The sequence below is a fragment of the Myceligenerans salitolerans genome (assembly GCF_017349295.1).
GTDB lineage: Bacteria > Actinomycetota > Actinomycetes > Actinomycetales > Cellulomonadaceae > Myceligenerans > Myceligenerans salitolerans.
In genome coordinates this window covers 20489-39336 of the sequence record NZ_JAFMPK010000035.1, presented here as the reverse complement: position 1 = coordinate 39336, position 18848 = coordinate 20489, and the positions used below count along the sequence as shown (strand labels likewise).

The window sequence follows — 18848 nt, the reverse complement described above, 5'->3', positions numbered from 1 at the left end:
CGGTCCGGACGCGTCGCGTCGTCGCCCGAGTCGGCGACGGCGCCGTCCTGGCCGGCGGGGCCGTGTTCCGTCCTGGAGGCCTACTGGGTGAGCGAGTTCACCTCGCCCGGTTCCAGGTTGCCGTCGCGCAGGTCCGTCCAGAACTGGGCCACTGCCTCCTCGGGGCCGAGCAGCACCGTGGAGCCGGCGCCGTTGCCCGGGTCGTAGCCGAGGCTCTCGATGGGCGGCGTGCCGGTGACGCCGTCCTCACCGTTGGCGCTCTGGAACCGGACGGCGAGGAAGGCGAGGTCGACCACGCCGGTGTCCTGGTCGACGGCCAGTGAGCCGAGGCCGGCGTTCGCGAGCGAGATCTGCTTGGCAGGGTTGAGGAGCAGCGCGGGGTCCTTGATGGCCTGCCCGACCTTGCCGATCACCTGACGCTGGCGCTTGGCCCGGCCGATGTCACCTTCCGGGTCGGAGTAGCGCATGCGGGAGAACGCGAGCGCCTCCTCGCCGGTCACCTCGTGGCAGCCGGCGGTCCACTGCATCTTGGAGCGCCAGTCGTCGACGTTCCGGTCGTAGCACAGCTCCACGCCCCCGACGGCGTCCACGATGTCGCTCACCCCGCCGAACCCGACCTCGGCGTAGTGGTCGATGGTGAGCCCGCTGAGCTCCTCGACGGTCTGCACGAGGAGTTCGGGCCCGCCGAAGGCGTACGCGGCGTTCAGCTTCTGTCCGCCGACACCCGGGATCTGCGCGTAGGTGTCCCGCGGGAGCGAGATGAGCGCCGTCGGACCGGAGGCCGGCTCGTGCAGCAGCAGGATCGTGTCGGTACGGGCGCCGGTGGTGGCGTCGTCGATCCCTCCCGACCCGCGGGCGTCGGAGCCGGCGATCAGGTAGGTGGTGCCCGGGGTGCCGGGCGCGCCCGAGAGTGCGTCGACGTGCTGGATCTTGCCGTTCGCCCAGACGAGCAGACCGATCGGCCAGGCGAGCAGCGCGAGCACCACGAGCATCGCGATGAGCTTGCCCCGGCCCTTGCGGCGTGGTCGCCCGGGACGCGGGGCGGGGCGGGCCTGGCCGTACCCCGGCGGGGGAGCCTGTCCGCCACCGGGCGGCCGCTGCCGCACCGGCGCGAGCGGGCGCTGGGTACCGTGCGCGGACGCGGGCCGCCTCTGCTGCGGCACGGGAGCGGCGTTCAGGCCCGACGCGCGGCCCGTGGCTCGGCGCGGGGGGATGGCTTGCGGCGGCTGCGCGCCGCGCGGCGGCACGGAACGCGGCGGGACTGGCGGTGGGTTCTTGCCACCGGACACTGGGACCTCCCGGGAAGACTGTCGTTTGATGCGTGGCTCACTGGTGCGTTCGCCCACGGGCACGCCGGCCCCGGGAGTCTCGGCCAGAGGGCGCGCCCGGCCGGATGGTTCCGCGCCCGGCCGTACGGTCCCCCGCGCCGCGTCGCCGACGGCGATCGCGCCGTCCGCCCCCGGCCGGTCCCCCGCCTGCTGCGGCGTGAAACTCGGCGGGATCGGCGACGCGACCCGGGCGTCCTCGTTCACCCGGGTGGCGTCGTCGTCGGTCGTGGGATCTGGCATGTCTCTCTCCGTCAGCCGCAGACGGCGGTCGTGTCGGCGCCGGTGAACGGATCCGTACCGGCTTCCTTGACGTCGTCGGTGCTGGGGGACGCCGTGGAGTCGATCGTCTCGCCATCCGGCGCCGACGGCGAGGCGGACGCGCCGGAGGCGGCCGAGGTGCCGTCGGTGGCCGACGGCGAGGCGGAGGCCGCGGCGGGGTCGTGGTCGATCGGTCGGTCGTGCTTGATGTTCTCCCAGAGGAGGCCCGCCTCCTCGGTCCACACCACGTTCGCGGCGGGATTGGCCGGGTCGGGCGTGTTCGGCACCGTGAGGAACGTGACGGCGTCGGGGCTCAGGCCGCGCAGGCTGTAGGCGAGCCCGGTGAGGTTGTCGAGCTGCGCCGTCTCGTCGTCCATGGTCATCGAGCTGGTGACCGCGTCGACGAAGCTCAGGGTCTTGGTCGGGTTCGCGAGCGTGTCCGCGCTGAGCACGGTGCGCACGAGGGCGGCGAGCAGTTCCTGCTGCCGGCCGATGCGGCTCAGGTCGCTGCCGTCGCCGACCCCCTTGCGCGCACGGGCGTAGTCGAGCGCGAGCTTCCCGTTCAGCGGCTGCACTCCTGGTTCCAGGTGCAGGTCGTTCGCCTCGGGCGCGTCGATCTCCTCCTCGATGCAGAGCTCGACGCCGCCGACGGCGTCGATCATCCGCTGGAATCCCTGGAAGTCGATCACCATGAACCCGTCGAGGAAGACGCCGGTCAGGGCCTCGACGGTCTGCATCGCGCACAGGGCGCCCGACGCCGTGTCGCCGCCTGCCAGTGCGCCCGCGGCGAAGGCGGCGTTGAACTTCTGGGCGTACAGCGGGGCGGTGGTGGCCCCGCCGGCGGTGACGCACGACGGGATGTCCACCGTGGTGTCCCGCGGGATCGAGACGGCCTCGACACGCGTCCGGTCACCGGAGATGTGCAGGAGGATCGTCGTGTCGGACCGTTCGCCGCCGTCGGCCGCACCGCCGATGTTCACGTTCGCGCCCTCGCGCGAGTCGCTGCCCATGAGCAGCAGGTTGACCGGCTCACCCGCGCTCGGGTCGGTCGGGGTGACCTTCTTCGGACGGTTCGTCAGCACGCCTGTGGACGCCGTCTCGATGTTCCCGGTCCATCGCACGACCGCCGCGGACGCGCCCGAGATCGCGAACGCCAGCACCCCGGTCATGACCAGCGCCACGACTCGCGCCGTCGATGCCTTCCCGCTCAGAACCCGCGCGTGAGCAGGGCCGGCCGAGTGGTCCAGGCCCGCTCCGGGCGTGCTGAAGTCGGGAAAGGTCACAACTTCAGAGCATAGGGGAGCGGACTTGCACGAGCGCAGAGGCCGCACAGAGGGACGGTAGAGGGTTCGTGGAGAACAGGTCAGGCGATCGTCTCGATCTTCTCGGTGGTCACGAGCCGGTCACGGCGTGCGGTGTCGGCCTCCAGCGCGGCGGCCGTGGCAGGGCTCGTGAGCACCACGGACCCTCCTCCGGCCCAGACCCGCAGGACGCCGCGCAGCACCTCGGCCGCGTTGGCCCGGCCGTCGACGAGTACGCGGCCGGTCTCACCAGCCGGCTCGGGCACGAGTTCGCCGTGCCGCACGGCCGCCGCCGGCGGCGAACCGTCGGCGCCCTCGCCCGTGCGGGCCCCGCCGGGACCCGTCGGGCCGCCGCGGACGCCGGTGAGGGCCACGCGGCCAGGTTCGGGCTCGGGCGCGTAGATCACCTGGTCGGCGTACGTCATCACCGCCGCGGCCGCGTCCGTCGCACCGGACGGCAGGTCGCCGTCGTACCGGCGGGCCAGTGCGGGGAGGCTGACCACGACGAGTTCGGCGGGCGACGCCGTCCAGCGTTCCGGCGAGTCCGTGACCACGACGTCGAGTTCCGGCGCCCCGGAGTCGCCGAGCAGCACCACCGTGGCGCCCACCCGCCATGTCGCGAGTGCCCAGGTCACGGTGCGCCAGTGGACCGGAAGGTTCACCCCAACCATCGAGCCGGGCTGTGCGTCGTACTCCTCGACGAGCAGATTGGTGGTCTTCGCGACCCAGTTCGCGAGGACCGCCCCGGAGAGTTCGATCCGTTCGCCGTCGTCGCCGTACCAGGTGAGCCGGGGACGGCCGGGATCGGACTGGAGGCGGTCGAGAAGCGTGGAGACAAGCATGCCCAGAGGCTACGCGGCGCGCAGTCCCGCGCGCCCCGACGCGCCACGCGTGACCGTCCGCCGAGGTGGGGGCGATTTTCTTGTGAAGCCCTCTGCCGATAGCACACTTCCGCTTGACGACTCCAGACGACACGCGTGTAATTCCATGTATGCAGTTTTCGTAGCGAAGCAAGAGCGCGGACACGCGCGACACATGACCGACAGAGGCGGCATGGAGGGGCACATCATGTGGGACATGCTGGAACCGGACGGCGAGATTCCGTCCGACACCGAACGCCCGAGCGAGACCATGGCGGACGTGCTGTCGCTCTTCGACGAGGAGCAGGACGACGCCCTGCTCGGCTGGCAGGAACGAGCGCTGTGCGCGCAGACCGACCCCGAGGCGTTCTTCCCGGAGAAGGGCGGCTCCACGCGCGAGGCCAAGAAGGTCTGTCAGGGCTGTGAGGTCAAGGCCGAGTGCCTGGACTACGCCCTTGCGAACGACGAGCGGTTCGGCATCTGGGGCGGCCTCTCCGAGCGGGAGCGGCGCAAGCTCAAGCGGCGCGCGGTCTGACCCGTCGCCCACCCTGCCGTCGGGCTCTCGCGCCGACGGCTCGCGGCCCGCGCCGGACGGGCATTCTGCCAGGGAACACGCCCGGCGGAGCGCGACACGCCGGATTCCCTTCTTACCCTGCGGATCCGGCTCACGATGCGCATGATGGTCGGCGAGATGACGTCGCCACCCACCGGGCTCCCGCCCCGCCGCACCACCGACACCGCACTCGCCGCGGTCAGGTCGGTCACCGGAGCTGTCCCCACCGTTGTCACCGTGACGGCCGTGGTCGTCACGCGCGGACGCAGTCCCTACCTCGAGGCGACGCTCGCCGCGGTGCGGGCGCAGTCCCCGGCACCGCACTCGGTGGTCGTCGTCGACGTCGACACCGCGCCCTCGACGGCCGCGCACCGGGGTCTCAGCCTCGACGGTGCGCGCTACGTCGCCGCGAGCCATTCGCGGTCCTTCGGCGACGCGGTCAACGCCGCGATCGCCGAGATCTCCGCCTCGTCCGACGCGCCCACCCCGGACTGGCTCTGGCTCCTGCACGACGACTCCGCCCCCGCGCCGGGCGCACTGGCGACCCTGCTCCGCTCGGTGGAGCACACCAGCACGGTCGCCGTGGCCGGCTGCAAGCAGCGCAAGTGGGAGGCTGACGACGACGGGACGCCGCGTGACCCCGCCGGGGCCGACCGCGGCGTCCTGCTCCAGGTCGGCTACACCGTCTCCCCGCTGGGTCGGCGGATGACGGGGCTGGACGAGACCGAGATCGACCAGGGCCAGCACGACGCACGCGAGGACGTGCTCGCCGTCGGCCTGGCCGGGGCGCTGGTGCGCACGTCGGTGTGGCGCGATCTGGACGGGACCGACGCCGAGTACGGACCGTTCGGGGACTCCCTCGAGTTCTGCCGCCGGGTACGGCTGGCCGGGCACCGCGTGATCGTCGTGCCCGGTGCCGTGGTGCGGCATGCGCAGCAGTCGCTCGCCGACCCCTCCCACCGGACCCGGATGCGCCGCGCGCAGCTGCGCTTCCGGCTCGTCGCCGCGTCCTCCTGGCTGCTCGGCTGGGTGATGCTCGCGGTCGTGGCCGGCGCGCCGTTCCGGGCGGCCTACCGGCTCGCCGTGAAGCAGCCGGCCGCCGCCCGCGACGAGCTGATGGCCCCGCTGTGGATGCTGCTCGGCCTGAGCAGCGTCCTGCGGGCGCGGCGCCGCACGGCACGGAGCTCGACCCAGCCGTACCGCGTGCTGCGCCCGCTGCTCGGCACCTGGCGTCAGACCCTCCGGGAACTTCGCGAGCGGCGCCTGGCACGCGCCGACGCCCGGTACACCGGCCCCGACGACCTGGACCGAGAGGATCTGCGCCGCATCGCGGCCCGCAGGCGCATGGTGCTGGCGCTCGTCATGGTCGTCGCGACGGGTCTGGCCGCCGCCGTGTTCGGTCCGGTGCTCGGCACGCTCGCCTCGGGCGGCCGGCTCGTCGGGGGTGCGCTCCTGCCGGCGGCTTCCGACACGGGCCAGGTGTGGACGGCCGCGACGTCGGGCTGGGTGCGGTCGGGCCTCGGGGAGAGCGCGCCGGGGGATCCGCTGCTGCTCACGCTGACCGTGCTCGCCCTGCTGGCCGGGGACTCGCTGCAGACCGCCGTCCACGTGCTGTTCGTCGTGGCGCTCCCCCTGGCCGCCCTCGGCGGCTGGGCCGCTGCGGGGGCCGTGACCCGCTCGGTGTGGGTGCGGGCCGTCGCGGCGTTCGCGTGGGCGGCCGCTCCGCCGCTGCTGGGCGCGCTGTCGCAAGGCCTGCTCGGGGCGCTCGTGGCGCACCTCGCGCTGCCGTGGGTGGCTCTGGCTCTTGTCCGGTCCGTCGGTGCGCAGCGGATCGACCTGCCCACCCGGTCCAGCGTCGACGCGGTCAACGACCGGCCGGTGCTCGACGGCGCGTTCGTCGAGGAGGGACGCGGTCATCGTCTCGGCGCCGCCGGAGCGGCGGGGCTGATGCTGGCCGTCGCCGTGTCCGGCGCGCCCGTACTGCTGCCGGTCGCCGTCGTGGTGCTGGCCGCCGCGGCGTTCGCCGCTCCGTCCCGCCGGGTCCACCTGGCTCTGGCGGCCCTGCCTGCCCTGGTCGCGTGTGCACCCCTGCTGATCCACGTGGGGCGCACCGGCGACCTCGGTGTCCTCGTGGCCGACCCGCTCGCTCCGCCGGACCATTTCGCGGGCGGCGGGCCCGCCGGGTGGGAAGTGATGCTCGGCCAGTCCGCCGACCCGGGCGCGTGGTTCGGTGGCACGTGGCCGGGTCTGGAGCTGGGGCCGTACCTGCTCGGCGGTCTGCTCGGCGCCGTGGCACTCGTCGCGCTGGTCGGCCGCCGGGCCGCGGGAGCGCGCGTCGGCTGGATCCTCGCCGCCGCCGGGCTCACCGTCGTGGTGCTGGCCGGCGCCGGTCCGGGCGGCCTCGGCGCACGAGCGCTCGAGGCGCTCGGCCTGGAGGCCGGCGTCCTGGGCGGCCGGGGCTCGGGCACGGCCCTCGCCTCGGTCGTGCTGCTCGGCCTCGGTGGTGCCGCGCTGTGCACCACGCGGGCGGTGAGAGCGCGCCGGGCCGCGCGGACCGTGGCGGTCGCCGGGGTCGCAGTGCCTCTCACCATCGGCCTCGTGAGCGCGGCCGGTCTCGCCTCGTGGTATCTCGGTGGGCCGCTGTCCGAGGACGGCATGCACGCCACCGCGGATCCCGCGGTTCCCGCCGTCGGGCAGCAGATGCAGGCTGCGCCCAGGCAGGCACGCGTGCTCCAGCTCGGGACCGGCGACGACGGCGCCGTCGAGTACGCACTGCTCCGGGAGGACGGGACACAGCTCGTGGACGCGTCGGTGGCCGCCGGAGCGCACGCCGAGGACACCGCGCGGGGCGCCGTCGACGACGTCGCCGTCCGGCTCGCCGCAGGGAACGACCCCGACGTGGCCGAGCGGCTCGCCGCGCTCGGGATCGGAGCCGTCCAGGTCTCGACCCCGGACGTGGGCGACGACGCCACGGACGGTTCGGGCCGGGCCGTCGGGAACGCCGAGCTGACGGCGTCGCTGGACATGATCCCCGGGGTGGAACGTGTGACGCAGGGACAGCCCGTCACGCTCTGGCGCGTGCGGACCGAACAGGACCCGTCCCCAGGATGGGCGCGGGTCGAGGACGGCCGGTCGGTCACCCCGCTGGCGTCCGGCGGTCCGAGCGTGCACGTCGACGTGGCGCCGGGCGACGCGGGCCGGCGGGTCGTGATCGCCGAGTCGGCCGACCCGCACTGGTCGGCGACGCTCGACGGGCGCCGCCTGGAGCCGGTCGAGGTGCACGCCGCCGGGGCAGCCCTGCAGGGCTTCGAGCTGGGGACCGAGGGCGGCCGCCTCGACATCGTCCACCACACGCCGCACCGCACCGGATGGCTGTTCGCACTGGGCCTCGTCGGCGCGGTGTTCGCGCTGCTCGCGCTACCGGTGCGAGGACGGAGGCCACGATGACGAGCCGAACGACCACGTGGCGGAGGCGATCACGGTGACGACGAGGACGACGACACGGCGGAGGCGGTCACGATGACCGCCTGGAGGACGACACGGCGCGTGGGCGCGCACGCCATCAGCGTGGCGTGCGTCGCGGCGGTCGCGATGCTCGCCCAGCACGTCCCGGGCGACGCGACCGGCACGGTTCCTCCCCGCACGGTCGAGACCGCACCCGGCGAGACGACGCTGGTCTGCCCGTCGCCCGCCGAACTCGTCCAGGAGGACGTCGGCGACGACCAGTTCGACGCCAGCCCGGTCGAGACCGAGTCCGGCCTGGCGGTCGCCGCCGAGGCGCCCGACGTCGTCGGACTCGACGGGCGGGAGTCCACCGTCGAGGACGACGGCCGGGCCGCGGAAGGGGAAGGGAGCGGTGACGGGACGGGCGCCGAAGCGGCACGTGTGGTCCGGGCCGGGCCGGGCGCGGTCGCGGCGGCCACGGCGACGTCGGTCACGACGGCCGGCGACCTGCGCGGGCTCGTGGCGGGCGCCTGCCGGGAACCGGCGATCGAGCACTGGCTCGTGGGCGGGTCGTCCGAGGTCGGGTCGAGCTCGCGCCTCCTGCTGCAGAACCCGGGGCGCACCGCGGCCTCGGTGTCGCTGGAGGTGTGGGGTCCGTCGGGGGCGGTCACGCTCGGCGGGCAGGCCGTCGTCGTGGTGCCGGCGGGACAGCAGGTGTCGACCACCCTCGAGGCGATCGCCCCCCAGCAGGGGCGCATCGTGGTGCACGCGGTGAGCCAGGGCGCCCGCGTGGCGGCGTACCTGCAGCATCACCGGATCGACGGGCTGGTGCCGCAGGGTGCGGACCTCGTGACCGGAGGTGCCGCGCCGGCGTCGGCCGTGGCCGTGGTCGGGGTGGACAGCCGCGGCGAGTCCGTGGAGGATCCCGGCGCGCCGGCGATCCGGCTGCTCGCCCCGGGCGACCACGACGGGACGGTACGGCTCAGCGTGTACGGGAAGGACGGTCGCGAATGGCTGCGCGGGATCGACGAGATCTCGTTGCACGCCGGGGCCGTGACCGACATCCCGCTCGGCGGACTGCCCCGGGGACGGTACGCCGTGGTCGTGGACGCGGCGGTGCCGGTGGTCGCCGGCGGGCTGGTGCACCGACGCGGCTCGGCGCCCGAGGACTCCCCCGTCGGCGAGGACCCGTACGACACGGCATGGATCGCCGGGCAGGCGGTGGACGACGGCGGCGCGGCGGGGATGTCCGACGGGACCGACGACGGCGACGCGGGCGCCGGTGCGGACACGGCCGGCGGCGAGGCGGGTGCGCGACAGCCCTCCTCCGGCCTGCTCGCCGTGCCCGACGACGTGTCGTGGGCGGTGAACGTCGCCGCCGTCCCGGCCGCACGGGGCGAGGACACCGACCCGACCGGTACGGCCGAGGTCACGGTCACCGGCTACGCGGCGGACGGGACCGAGACGGGCACGCACGACGTCGAGATCCCCGCGGGCGAGGACGTCGACCTGTCGGACGAGTCCCTGGAACCGCTGGGCGACGACGTGGCCGCGATCGGCCTGACCGCCGGCGGCGACACGCCCGCGGTATGGTCCCTGCGGCTGACCGACGGCTCGCTGATCGCGACCCTCACCCCGCCGAAGACGGCGGCGACGGAGAGCACGGTCGCCGTACGGGACGTGGTGGCGGACTGACGGCAGAATCTGCTGCCAGGGGAGGAGCTACTCCTCAGCTACGGACGCGCGGAGCTTGTCGCCCTTGGTGTGGGCGACGTCGCGGAGGTCGGACTGGAAGGCCACCATCCGCTCGCGGAGCGTGGCCGCGGCCTCGTCCGTGCCGGAGGCCAGGATGCGGACCGCGAGAAGGCCCGCGTTGCGGGCGCCGCCGATCGACACCGTGGCGACCGGCACGCCCGCCGGCATCTGCACGATCGAGAGCAGCGAGTCCATGCCGTCCAGGTACTTGAGCGGGACGGGCACGCCGATCACGGGCAGCGGTGTCACGGCCGCGAGCATGCCGGGCAGGTGGGCCGCCCCGCCCGCGCCCGCGATGATCGCTCGCAGGCCGCGCCCGGCGGCGGCGCGGCCGTAGTCGATCATCTCCGTCGGCATGCGGTGCGCGGAGACGACGTCGATCTCGACCGGGACGTCGAACTCGGCAAGCGCATCTGCCGCCGCGCGCATCACGGGCCAGTCCGAGTCGGACCCCATGACGATTCCGACCTGCGGGTTGGTGCTCACCGTGCGTTCTCCTTCGTCTCGGCGGGCCCGGCCACGGGAACGGCGGACTCCGCCCTCGCACCTGTGCTGTACGCCCGGCCACCGTCATCGTCCCCCATCAGGAGGGCCGCGGCTGCCCTGGCGGCGGCGCGCACCTCGTCGAGGTCGGTGCCGCTCACGTTCACATGGCCCAGCTTGCGGCCGGGGCGGATGCCCTTGCCGTACAGGTTGACCCGGGCCGTGTCGAAGCGCTCGAGCAGTTCCGGCAACGCATCGGTCAGTTCCTCGCGCGTGGAACCGAGCACGTTCACCATCACGGTCCACGGCGCGACCGGGTCCGTCGACCCGAGCGGCAGGTCCAGGACCGCGCGCAGATGCTGCTCGAACTGGCTCGTCACCGACCCGTCGATGGTCCAGTGGCCCGAGTTGTGCGGGCGCATCGCGAGTTCGTTCACCAGGACCGTCGTCGGACCACCGGGGTCGGACTGGTCGCTCGGCACCTCGAACAGCTCCACCGCCAGCACGCCCGTCACGTCGAGCCCCTCCGCGACGGCGACGGCGATCTCGCGGGCCTGCGCGGCGACGTCGTCGGACAGGTCCGGCGCCGGGGCGACCACCTCCGCGCACACGCCGTCGCGCTGGATCGACTCGACCACAGGCCAGGTGCGGACCTCGCCGGACGGACGACGCGCCACGAGCGCGGACAGCTCGCGCCGGAAGGGCGCCTTCTCCTCGACGAGCACCGGCGGCCCGCCCTCACTGGCCGCGACCAGCCAGTCGTCGGCCTCGTCCGCGCCGGAGACCACGCGGACGCCCTTGCCGTCGTAGCCGCCGCGGGCCAGCTTGACGACCGCCTCACCGCCGACCTCGGCCAGGAACTCCGTGAGCGCCGCCCTGCCCCCGTCGACCGTGGACGGCAGTGCGCGCCAGCGCGGGCACGGCACGCCGAGCTCGCCCAGGCGCGTGCGCATGACGATCTTGTCCTGCGCGGCGACAAGGGCGTGCGGGCCGGGACGCACCGGCGTCCCGTGCTCGATCAGGTCGGTGAGCAGGGCGTTCGGCACGTGCTCGTGCTCGAAGGTCAGGACGTCGGCCGCGTCCTGACCGCCGGGCGGGGCGATGAGGGCACGGATCGTGGCCTCCTCGGACGCCGCACCGACCGGAGCGTCCGTCACGACCTGAGCGGCGGAGGTGCCTGGGCTCTCGACGAGGACGCGGAGATGCACTCCGAGTTCCGCGGCTGCGGGGGCCATCATCCGGGCGAGCTGTCCGCCGCCGACGACGGCGATCACGGGGGGAGTCACGTGGATCAAGGGTACCGGCACGAGGGCCGAGCAAGACATGCGCTCAGGCCTGCCCTCGACCCAAACCGCGTCGCTCATCCTGCCATCGATCCAGCCGATGGTCAGCAAGGACAAGTTCCCCAGCGGTTCCACCGCGGTCGAACGACGCCATCTGAATCTTGCTCACGGCAGTGCCTCTGGGTGGAACTGGCCGACTCGACCATGGCTGACGCCCCGCACCCAGCCAACGCCGGAGTCGTGTCCTGGACCTGGCCGGCGCCCAAGCCGATTTCCACGAGCTAACTCCTATTCCCCGCCATCTCCAACACATTGCTTGAACTCGCGGAGCCATAGCCGGAAATCTTCACGACTGTGCAACCATTCTCCAGGAGCAACCAATAGGTCGGCACCAGCCATTCGATCAAGTGCAATCTCAATACATCGGTCACGAATCTCCATCTCTTCGTCTCGCAAAAATCCCATCGCCCACTCCGCAACTTCGGACCGGCTTGTGCGGGCAGCAGAGAGCCCTCGAAGGCGGAACATCACGTCCAACCTATTTAAAACACCCATCGCTAGAATCTCCCAGTAAATCTCCCAGAACGGTCGAACACGTAGTGCACTTTGGATCCGCCTGTTACGTTAACGTCAGGACGCACGATCCGCACTTGACCATCGCCGTCGATAGTTTCATGCCAGATCCTCTTACCCCCCGTTATCGGATCCCACTCACGAACCATCCGACGTCCTACCATTTCGCCAGGGTTAGAAGCGGGAGACACTCTGCCATAAAATCGGACCCGACCACCCTCAAGCACTTTGAATCCGTCCTTGCCGTACTTCTTCAGCTGTTTGTTGAAGGCAGCACGGGCCTCATCCGATGGCAGCAAGGGACAGGAGTCATTGTGGACGAGAAGTGGACTGGCATCCTCGTCAGCGGCGACGTAGTAAGTGTGATCGGTCGCCACAGCCAGGTTATGAACGACCGCGTGATTACGCTGGAGATGAACCGCCGTAACCTGCGCCCGTGTTCCTGCCGAGGTCTGAAGCCAATCTCCGGAGGTCAAGTCGATCGCGTCGACCCAGGCCTCAAGCTCGGACACCCAGAATGGGTGCTCGTCGGTGGCGACGATCTGTTGCGTGTCGCCGCGATCGTCGGTCACGACGAGGGTGACCAGCGTCTTTTCACCCTCACCAGTAATGAGGGCGGTAACTTCGCGCCCTTGGGTTGTCTCGCCTGTGTCTTCATCTGCGGCGAGGACGTCGTCCCCGAGTTCGATGTCCTCGATAGGTTTCCAGGTGCCATCTGCGAGCAGGACCAGTGTTCCCGGTGCGAAGCTGTTGCATGTGCTCCCGGCAGCCTCGAGAAGCTTGCGAGCCTTCTTCTGCTGGTTGTAGAACTTGATGCCGCCGATGACGATGTTTGTGACGACCTTGAGCGCCTTGGCGACCTTGCCTATGGGGACGACGCCGAGAACAAGTGAGGCGCAGGCACCGACCGAGCCGTCGTTGACGCAGCCCATGAGGTCGTTCCAGCCGATGAAGTCCTTGATGGCCTCGAAGCCGAGCTCGAAGGCGACGTCCGTGATGGACTTGTCCATCACTTCCTGGGCATGAGCGATCTCTTGGGCTGTGGGACCGGTCGAGGCAGGACCTTGGCTGCCGGCGCCGTCGGCCGCAGCTCCGCCGCCGGTGTCGGACGTGTCCCCGCCCGCGCCCCAGAGACCGCCGCCCGCGACGGTGCTTCCATCCAGGTCGCCGTCATAGTCGTCGATGACCTCGTCGTCGAAATCAGAGAAGCCCTTGTCTTCCTCGTGCCACGGGCGCGGTTCGAGACCGTCGGGATCAGACAGAGTGATGGGACTGTTGTTGGCGTAGTTGTACCCGTGCATCTGAGTCGGGTCAGTCAGGTCCATGATCGGATCCAGACTGATGAATCTGCCCAGAGCAGGGTCGTACTCGCGTGCTCCCAAAGAGACCAGGACGGTGGTTTCACGGTCGTCGTAGCCGCCGACGAATCCGCGCGAGCCGGGCCATTCTCCGAGGGGGATGCTGTCGGTGCCGCGTTCGGTGCCGAACGGAGTGGTGCGGCGTTGGGAGACCTGTGAGGTGTCGGCGGCGTTGATGGTGAGTTGGCCGGTGCCGTGGTGGTCGGCCATGACGAACTCAGTGCCACCCTGGTCGTCGATCACGGCCACGTGCCCACCGCCAACGTCGATGTAGCGGGTAGCGCGTTCCACGCCAGGTTCGGCCGAGCTGACCGTGATCTCGGTGTGCCCGAGGTACAGGGTGCTTTCGGTAGCGCCATCGGCGTCGGTACTGCGACCGATGAGCCGCTGCCCGTCTGCGTCGTAGATGTACTCTGCGCCGGACTCGTCGGCGTTTGTGACCGCTGCAAGGCGACCGTCGGGACCCCAGTCCAGCGTCTGCGTGTCACCGTTGATCTGGCGGGAGATGGTTCGCCCCACCGCGTCGTAGGCGTACTGCTCGAGCGAGTCAACCGCCGGGCTGCTGTCACCGGCGGCGACCTGCTGGTTCACGGACGTGGCCGTGTGGGGCTGGGCGGTGTCGTAGGTGTACTGGCGCGATACGTCAGTAGGTGTGTCCGTGCCGCCGATGCCGTGGAGAATTTCGCTCTGCCGGGAGCCGGCCCCGTCGTAGGTCCATTCGTGCCAGTAGGGGGCTGGGCCACCCAGGGTGCCAGCCGTCTCGGCAGCAGCTCCACCCGACTCGCAACCCGGCGTGTCCTGCGCCCACGCTTCGGTGAGCTGGGTCAGGTGGTCGTATGTGAAGCACTGCACGTCCGTACCGGTGCGAGACACGTCCTTGAGGGACAGGACGTTCCCGGCGTCGTCGTACTCGTATGTCTCGTACCGGTCCACGCCGAGCTGGTCGAGCCGGTCGACGCGGAAGGTGGACAGCCTGTTGGTGCCGTCCTCGTAGGTGTTGGTGGCGTACACGTTCCGGCCCAGGCCCGTGGACATGTCGATCTGGGTCAGTTTGCCGGTGTAGTCGTAGGTGCTTTCGGCGTGCAGGCCGTTGGCGAAGTCGACGTCGCGCAGCCAGTTGGTGGCGTCGTCGTAGTCGAACACGACAGCCTGGCCCGGAAGCGATCCCGCAGCAGGCATTCCGATACCGCTGATGTTGCCAGCGGGGGTGTAGCCCGTGCTGGTCATGTAGTTGCCGGCCAGGTCGCCCTCGACCGCGGGGATCTGTACCAGGTTGCGCAGCGGCCGGTACAGCGAGTCGTAGTGGGTGACGCGCGTCGTGTACGCGTTGCCGTCCACGTACGACGTGGACGACGCCGGCTGTCCCTTGGCTCCCGAGACCGTGTCGTAGGTCCACGAAGAGATCAGCTCTCCGGTCGGGCCATCCTGACGAGTCTCGATCGGTCGCCCGAGACCGTCATAGGCGTTCCACGTCGTCTCGTTCGCGGCATTGGTGGTCATAACCAGTTGGCCACGGTCGTCATAGGTGCTGGTCGTGGTCCCTGCATCGGGATCGGTAGCCGATACCTGCCGGCCGCGCTGGTCGAACTCGTAGGACCACTGGTTACCTTCCGGGTCGGCGACCGTCGCCAGTTCCCCGCGGGTTGTGTATGTGTAGCTGGTCGAGTCGAACCCTGAAGTGTCCTCAGGACCGGCGGAGGCGGCATCCTCGTGCCGACGCAGTTCGACCGTCTGCCCCCGTGCATCCGTGATCGCGGTCATTGCCGTCGCGCCGCTCGGCGGGATCGTCGTCGTGCGGTCGCCGCGATAGATCCACCTGGTTGCGCCGACCGTGTATTCCCCGTCCGAATCGCTGTACATCGTCCGCGACCTGGTCGGACGGCCTGTGCCGTCGAAGTCGGTGCGGATCATCGTGTCGACGGCCGACGAGTCATACGGGTCGAAGATTGCCGCGTTCGGTGCTTGGTCGTTGTAGTACGGCTCGTAGGACTGGTGGTTGAGACCGCGCGCGTCATAGAACGTATCGGTGATGATCCGGCCACCCTCAGGCCCCGGGGACTGGGTCTGTCGTTCGCGCAGTTGCCCGTCGTAGATCGTCCAGGAAGTCTGCTGCTGTTCCGCGTCGTTGATCGTTGCGGTACCGACCGCGACCGGTGTGTTCTTGGCAATCCGGTAGGTGTACTGCATGGAGGGCGTCGAAGAGGTCGCCCGGTTCGACAGCCACACCTTGACCGTGCGCCCCAGCGCGTCGGTGCGCACGAACGTGTTCTTGCCATTGGTGTCCACGACACGCGTGGGTGTCCCGCGCCGCGGATCGAGTGTCGTGGTGTTGGCCAGTGCCGTCGCGGAGTCCCCTGGCGTGGCAGGCGGTGTGGTCTCGGTCATCGAGGTGGCAAACCCACTGGCCGGGGTGTATGACGTGGTCGCGGTCCGGCCGTCGGACCGGGGCGTGCGCGTCAGTGCGCCCTCGCCGTTCGACGTCACGGCCAAATCAGCGGACAGGTCGGTCACCGACGTGACCCGGCCGTAGGCGTCGTAGGTGGAAGACGCTTCGACGTACTGGGCAGTCGTACCGTCGAACCCGGCGAGATCGGCGGTCCGGGTGATGCGCCCCGCCGTCGGTGCGGCCCCATATCCCTGACCGTCGTAGGCGTAGCGGACGTCGTTGATGACGTCGCCGTTCACGCGGTCAGGCGTCTGGTCGCACCGCACCGCCCAAGTCTGCTTGCGTTCGTGCAGGCCCAAGATGTTCTTGGTGGTGTTGGTGGCGTACTCCATCTTCGAGCAGCGCTCGTCACCACTCGTGCTCGTGTCCCCACGGTCGGTGACCTCGAGCACTCTGCCGGCCACCGTGTCGTCATACGTGGTGTTGGTCTGCGTCACACGCCAGGGCGACCCGCCGGTCCCCAGCGAGGTCCACGTCTTCGTCTCGGCCGTGCGGAGAAATCCAGATCGGATGGTGCCCCAGTCACGCTGACTGATGGCCGTACGGTGCCACCAGGGCCGATTGACCGACTTGGACAGGACCTGGCCGTCGATCTCGGAGTACTGGGCCGTCTTGTAGGTGAAGCCGGACAGCCAATCGCTGTCAGCGATCGGGTCTCCTTCGCCGGTGCCGAGCTCGACCTCGACGGAACGAGTGCCGCCGGACCGGTCGGAGCGGTCACCGTCCATGCCGCGCAGAAACCAGGATTCCGACTGGCTGATCTGCTCGGTCACTGACCCCTTCGTGGTCCGCACGTGGCCGTAGCCGCGCCAGTCCGACCAGGTCTTCTCCTCATCCGGTGTGATACCGGTGGCGTCGTCCCAGTGCCAGGCGCCCCCACCCAGGTACTGGTAACGCGTCTCGGTGTCCGGTGCGCCGCCCGTCCTGTCGGTCGTCACCGTGGAGGTGACGACGTATTTGTTGAACCAGTCCGTGACCGGCGACAGATCCGCCCCGGGCAGCCGACGCTGCGGGAAACAGCGGGTGGTGTTGGTGTTCTCCGCCGGGAGGTTCGTCGCGTCGCACGCCGGTTCGGAGTAACCGACGTCGACCTGTCCCCCGGTCTCGTCCACGATGGTGGCCAGGCGAGCCTTGACGAACGGGGCCTGCCCGTCCCCCGTTTCGTCCAACCGGTTGACCAGTTGCTCGTAGCCGAACTCGACCGGCGGCAACGTGATGTCACCGGCCAGGTCGGCGTCCGTGGCATGACCGGTCTCTCCGGTGCGGATGATCGACTTCAGCAGCAGCTGATAGTCGGTGTCCGCGGTCCCCCACTCATGCGTCAGGTCCCACGAGTCCACCGGCGTGAACGCACCGTCGACGTTCACCTTCGTGGCGATCGACGTCAGGCGCTTGCGGCCCCAGAACGACGGAGAGGTACGGCCGTTGTCGCACGTCGCCGTCGCGCTGCAGTTCAGGTCCCACGGCGTGTCGAACCAGCCGTTGGGCTGTTCGTTGATGGCGCTACACCCGAATCCCTCGACAGCGCCGGGAATACACCGTTCGCTGTATCCGAACGTCACCCGCCCCAGTGGCGTCGCCCCTGACACATCCGACGAATCCAGGCCGTAGTCGATCCGGTTGAGCGTCCCGCCTCGCGTGTAGCGAACGTTGTTCTCCGGATCCCCCAGGCTGCCGTAGGAATTGTTGCCCTTGCTGTAGTAGTAGGCGATCACGTTCCCCGCAGGGTCCACCGCGTAGTCCAGGTTCCACCGCCACCCCTGATCACACACGGACCCAGCCCGCGTGGACGCATGGCAGGGATCTCCCGCGTCGTCACCCAGGACCGGAACCGTCCATGTCGAGTTCGTCGCCCTGTCGCCCGAGCTCCAGCCCGGCAAACGGTGATAGCCGAAGAAGTACTTCACACCTTCAGGAGTCGTCACTCGCCAGTACTCGTTGTTGTTGTCACCGTTGGCGCGAGCGCTGTTCGTGAGCAGATCGACCTTCGTGCCGTCGTCCTTGGCCAGACGCCAGGAATTCTCGCCGTCAGGTACCAACTCGCCGGCCGCGCCGTTGAACGAGATGTGCGCGTTGTCGTAGTCCCAGCACTGGTCGCCGATCGCGCGACCCTCATCGTTCTTGACGTCGTCGATCGAGCAGGACTTGTACTTGCGCTCGATGTAGCCGGGCCACAGATCAAACCCGTCGCCCACCAGCGAAGCCTGGTTGTTCGTGCTCGAGGTGCGCCCATCGATCCCGCCCGAGTTGTACGAAAGTCCCAGCGTCGGCGTGAAAGACCCAGGGACATCCGGCACACCGATCGGATAGTTCCACGCGAACGAACCCGACCGCAGATCCGTCGACCACGATGCAGCCTTCGCCAACGGCGTCGCGCCGAAATCCCCTGTGTCACCTGCCGTCGTAGCCGCCACAGCCAACGTCGTCGGCGAGGTAGCACTCAGCTCGACGCCCTGCGCGGTCAGCGTCTGCTTCTCCGCGTCGTTCACCGTGTCGACCGGTGTTCCGTTCTCGTTCACCAGCGTGAGCCGGCCGGCATAGTCGCCGCCGAACGCGCCGGCGAACGCGGAATAGTCGACCTGCACGTCGACGGTCGCCGTAGTCACATTGCCGACGTCGGTCGTGTCGTGATTCTTCGCGGCCTGTGGTGTCGATCCTGCAGGCAGGCTCAACTCGATTACGGGGTTCCCGGAAGCCTTGCCCTCGCGGACGCGCACGGCGACTTCCTCGATGCTCGCGCCCCCTGCCGGTGAGAACGCGATCGGAATCCCACCGACCTGCGTGGGGCGCCAAGCAGAACTCTCGTCGGGGTCCGCGCCCGCTCCGTTCCGACGAGTCACACCACTGGGTTCGACGGGAACGGTCGCAGATCCCCGCTCAGGCAGGTCGGCAGCCGGCGCCTCAACCTCCGGCAGCATGTCCGTGTTCGCGGCAGCCACCTTCGTGTGGTCCTCGCCGGCGACCACGACACCTGGCTCCGGATCAGGTGGGTCGACCGTCGCAGCGGCGGCCGGGGCCGTCATGACCGGCACCAGGAGGGTCCCGACCAGGGAGCCGGTCACGATCATCCCAGCAACCAGCTGCAACCAGCGCCTGTCTCTACGAGAAGCGCCGTGGGCGGTCAAGATCCTCGTCATTTTCTCCTGCTTCGTCGCATTCCCGCGCCGCCCGGCGGCCTTCACCCGTGAGGATCGTGTTCGGTTGTT

Annotated in this window: 10 protein-coding genes; 3 read left to right on the top strand and 7 right to left on the bottom strand. The window is 70.2% G+C overall.

The window, feature by feature from the left end; translation table 11 throughout:
* Positions 1-80 precede the first annotated feature (80 nt).
* The 3 genes from J0911_RS08950 to J0911_RS08940 all read right to left on the bottom strand — a co-directional run bounded on the left by J0911_RS08950 (position 81) and on the right by J0911_RS08940 (position 3729).
* Entirely contained in the window at positions 81-1568 is a 1488-nt protein-coding gene (locus J0911_RS08950; protein ID WP_207275125.1) for an LCP family protein, read from the bottom strand.
* 11 nt (positions 1569-1579) lie between these two features.
* Positions 1580-2869, bottom strand: a complete 1290-nt coding sequence (locus tag J0911_RS08945) for an LCP family protein (RefSeq protein WP_307864996.1) — start codon at positions 2867-2869, stop codon at positions 1580-1582.
* Positions 2870-2949: 80 nt separating this feature from the next.
* A complete protein-coding gene (locus J0911_RS08940) occupies positions 2950-3729 on the bottom strand; it encodes a TIGR03089 family protein (protein WP_207275124.1) in 780 nt (259 codons plus the stop codon).
* Between the two features lie 289 nt (positions 3730-4018).
* On the opposite strand from J0911_RS08940, the gene J0911_RS08935 reads away from it, so the two are divergent.
* The 3 genes from J0911_RS08935 to J0911_RS08925 all read left to right on the top strand — a co-directional run bounded on the left by J0911_RS08935 (position 4019) and on the right by J0911_RS08925 (position 9439).
* On the top strand, positions 4019-4282 hold the full coding sequence (locus J0911_RS08935) for a WhiB family transcriptional regulator (RefSeq protein ID WP_225997651.1): 264 nt from the start codon (positions 4019-4021) through the stop codon (positions 4280-4282).
* A 156-nt stretch (positions 4283-4438) separates the two neighbouring features.
* Positions 4439-7747 (top strand): glycosyltransferase, encoded by a 3309-nt coding sequence (locus J0911_RS08930; RefSeq protein ID WP_207275123.1) that lies wholly within the window; start codon positions 4439-4441, stop codon positions 7745-7747.
* Positions 7748-7819: 72 nt separating this feature from the next.
* The gene (locus J0911_RS08925; RefSeq protein ID WP_207275122.1) at positions 7820-9439 is read left to right on the top strand and encodes a DUF5719 family protein; all 1620 of its coding nucleotides are present in this window, start codon (positions 7820-7822) and stop codon (positions 9437-9439) included.
* Positions 9440-9466: 27 nt separating this feature from the next.
* Here J0911_RS08925 and purE read toward each other — a convergent pair whose 3' ends face one another.
* The 4 genes from purE to J0911_RS08910 form a co-directional block, all read right to left on the bottom strand.
* A complete protein-coding gene (gene purE / locus J0911_RS08920) occupies positions 9467-9985 on the bottom strand; it encodes a 5-(carboxyamino)imidazole ribonucleotide mutase (RefSeq protein ID WP_307864995.1) in 519 nt (172 codons plus the stop codon).
* Positions 9982-11268 (bottom strand): 5-(carboxyamino)imidazole ribonucleotide synthase, encoded by a 1287-nt coding sequence (locus J0911_RS08915; protein ID WP_307864994.1) that lies wholly within the window; start codon positions 11266-11268, stop codon positions 9982-9984. Before J0911_RS08915 ends, purE begins: the two co-directional genes overlap by 4 nt.
* A 285-nt stretch (positions 11269-11553) precedes the next feature.
* A complete protein-coding gene (locus J0911_RS21345) occupies positions 11554-11820 on the bottom strand; it encodes a YxzC family protein (protein ID WP_504739184.1) in 267 nt (88 codons plus the stop codon).
* A 2-nt stretch (positions 11821-11822) separates the two neighbouring features.
* Positions 11823-18710, bottom strand: a complete 6888-nt coding sequence (locus J0911_RS08910) for a polymorphic toxin-type HINT domain-containing protein (RefSeq protein WP_207275120.1) — start codon at positions 18708-18710, stop codon at positions 11823-11825.
* Between the last annotated feature and the right edge of the window lie 138 nt (positions 18711-18848).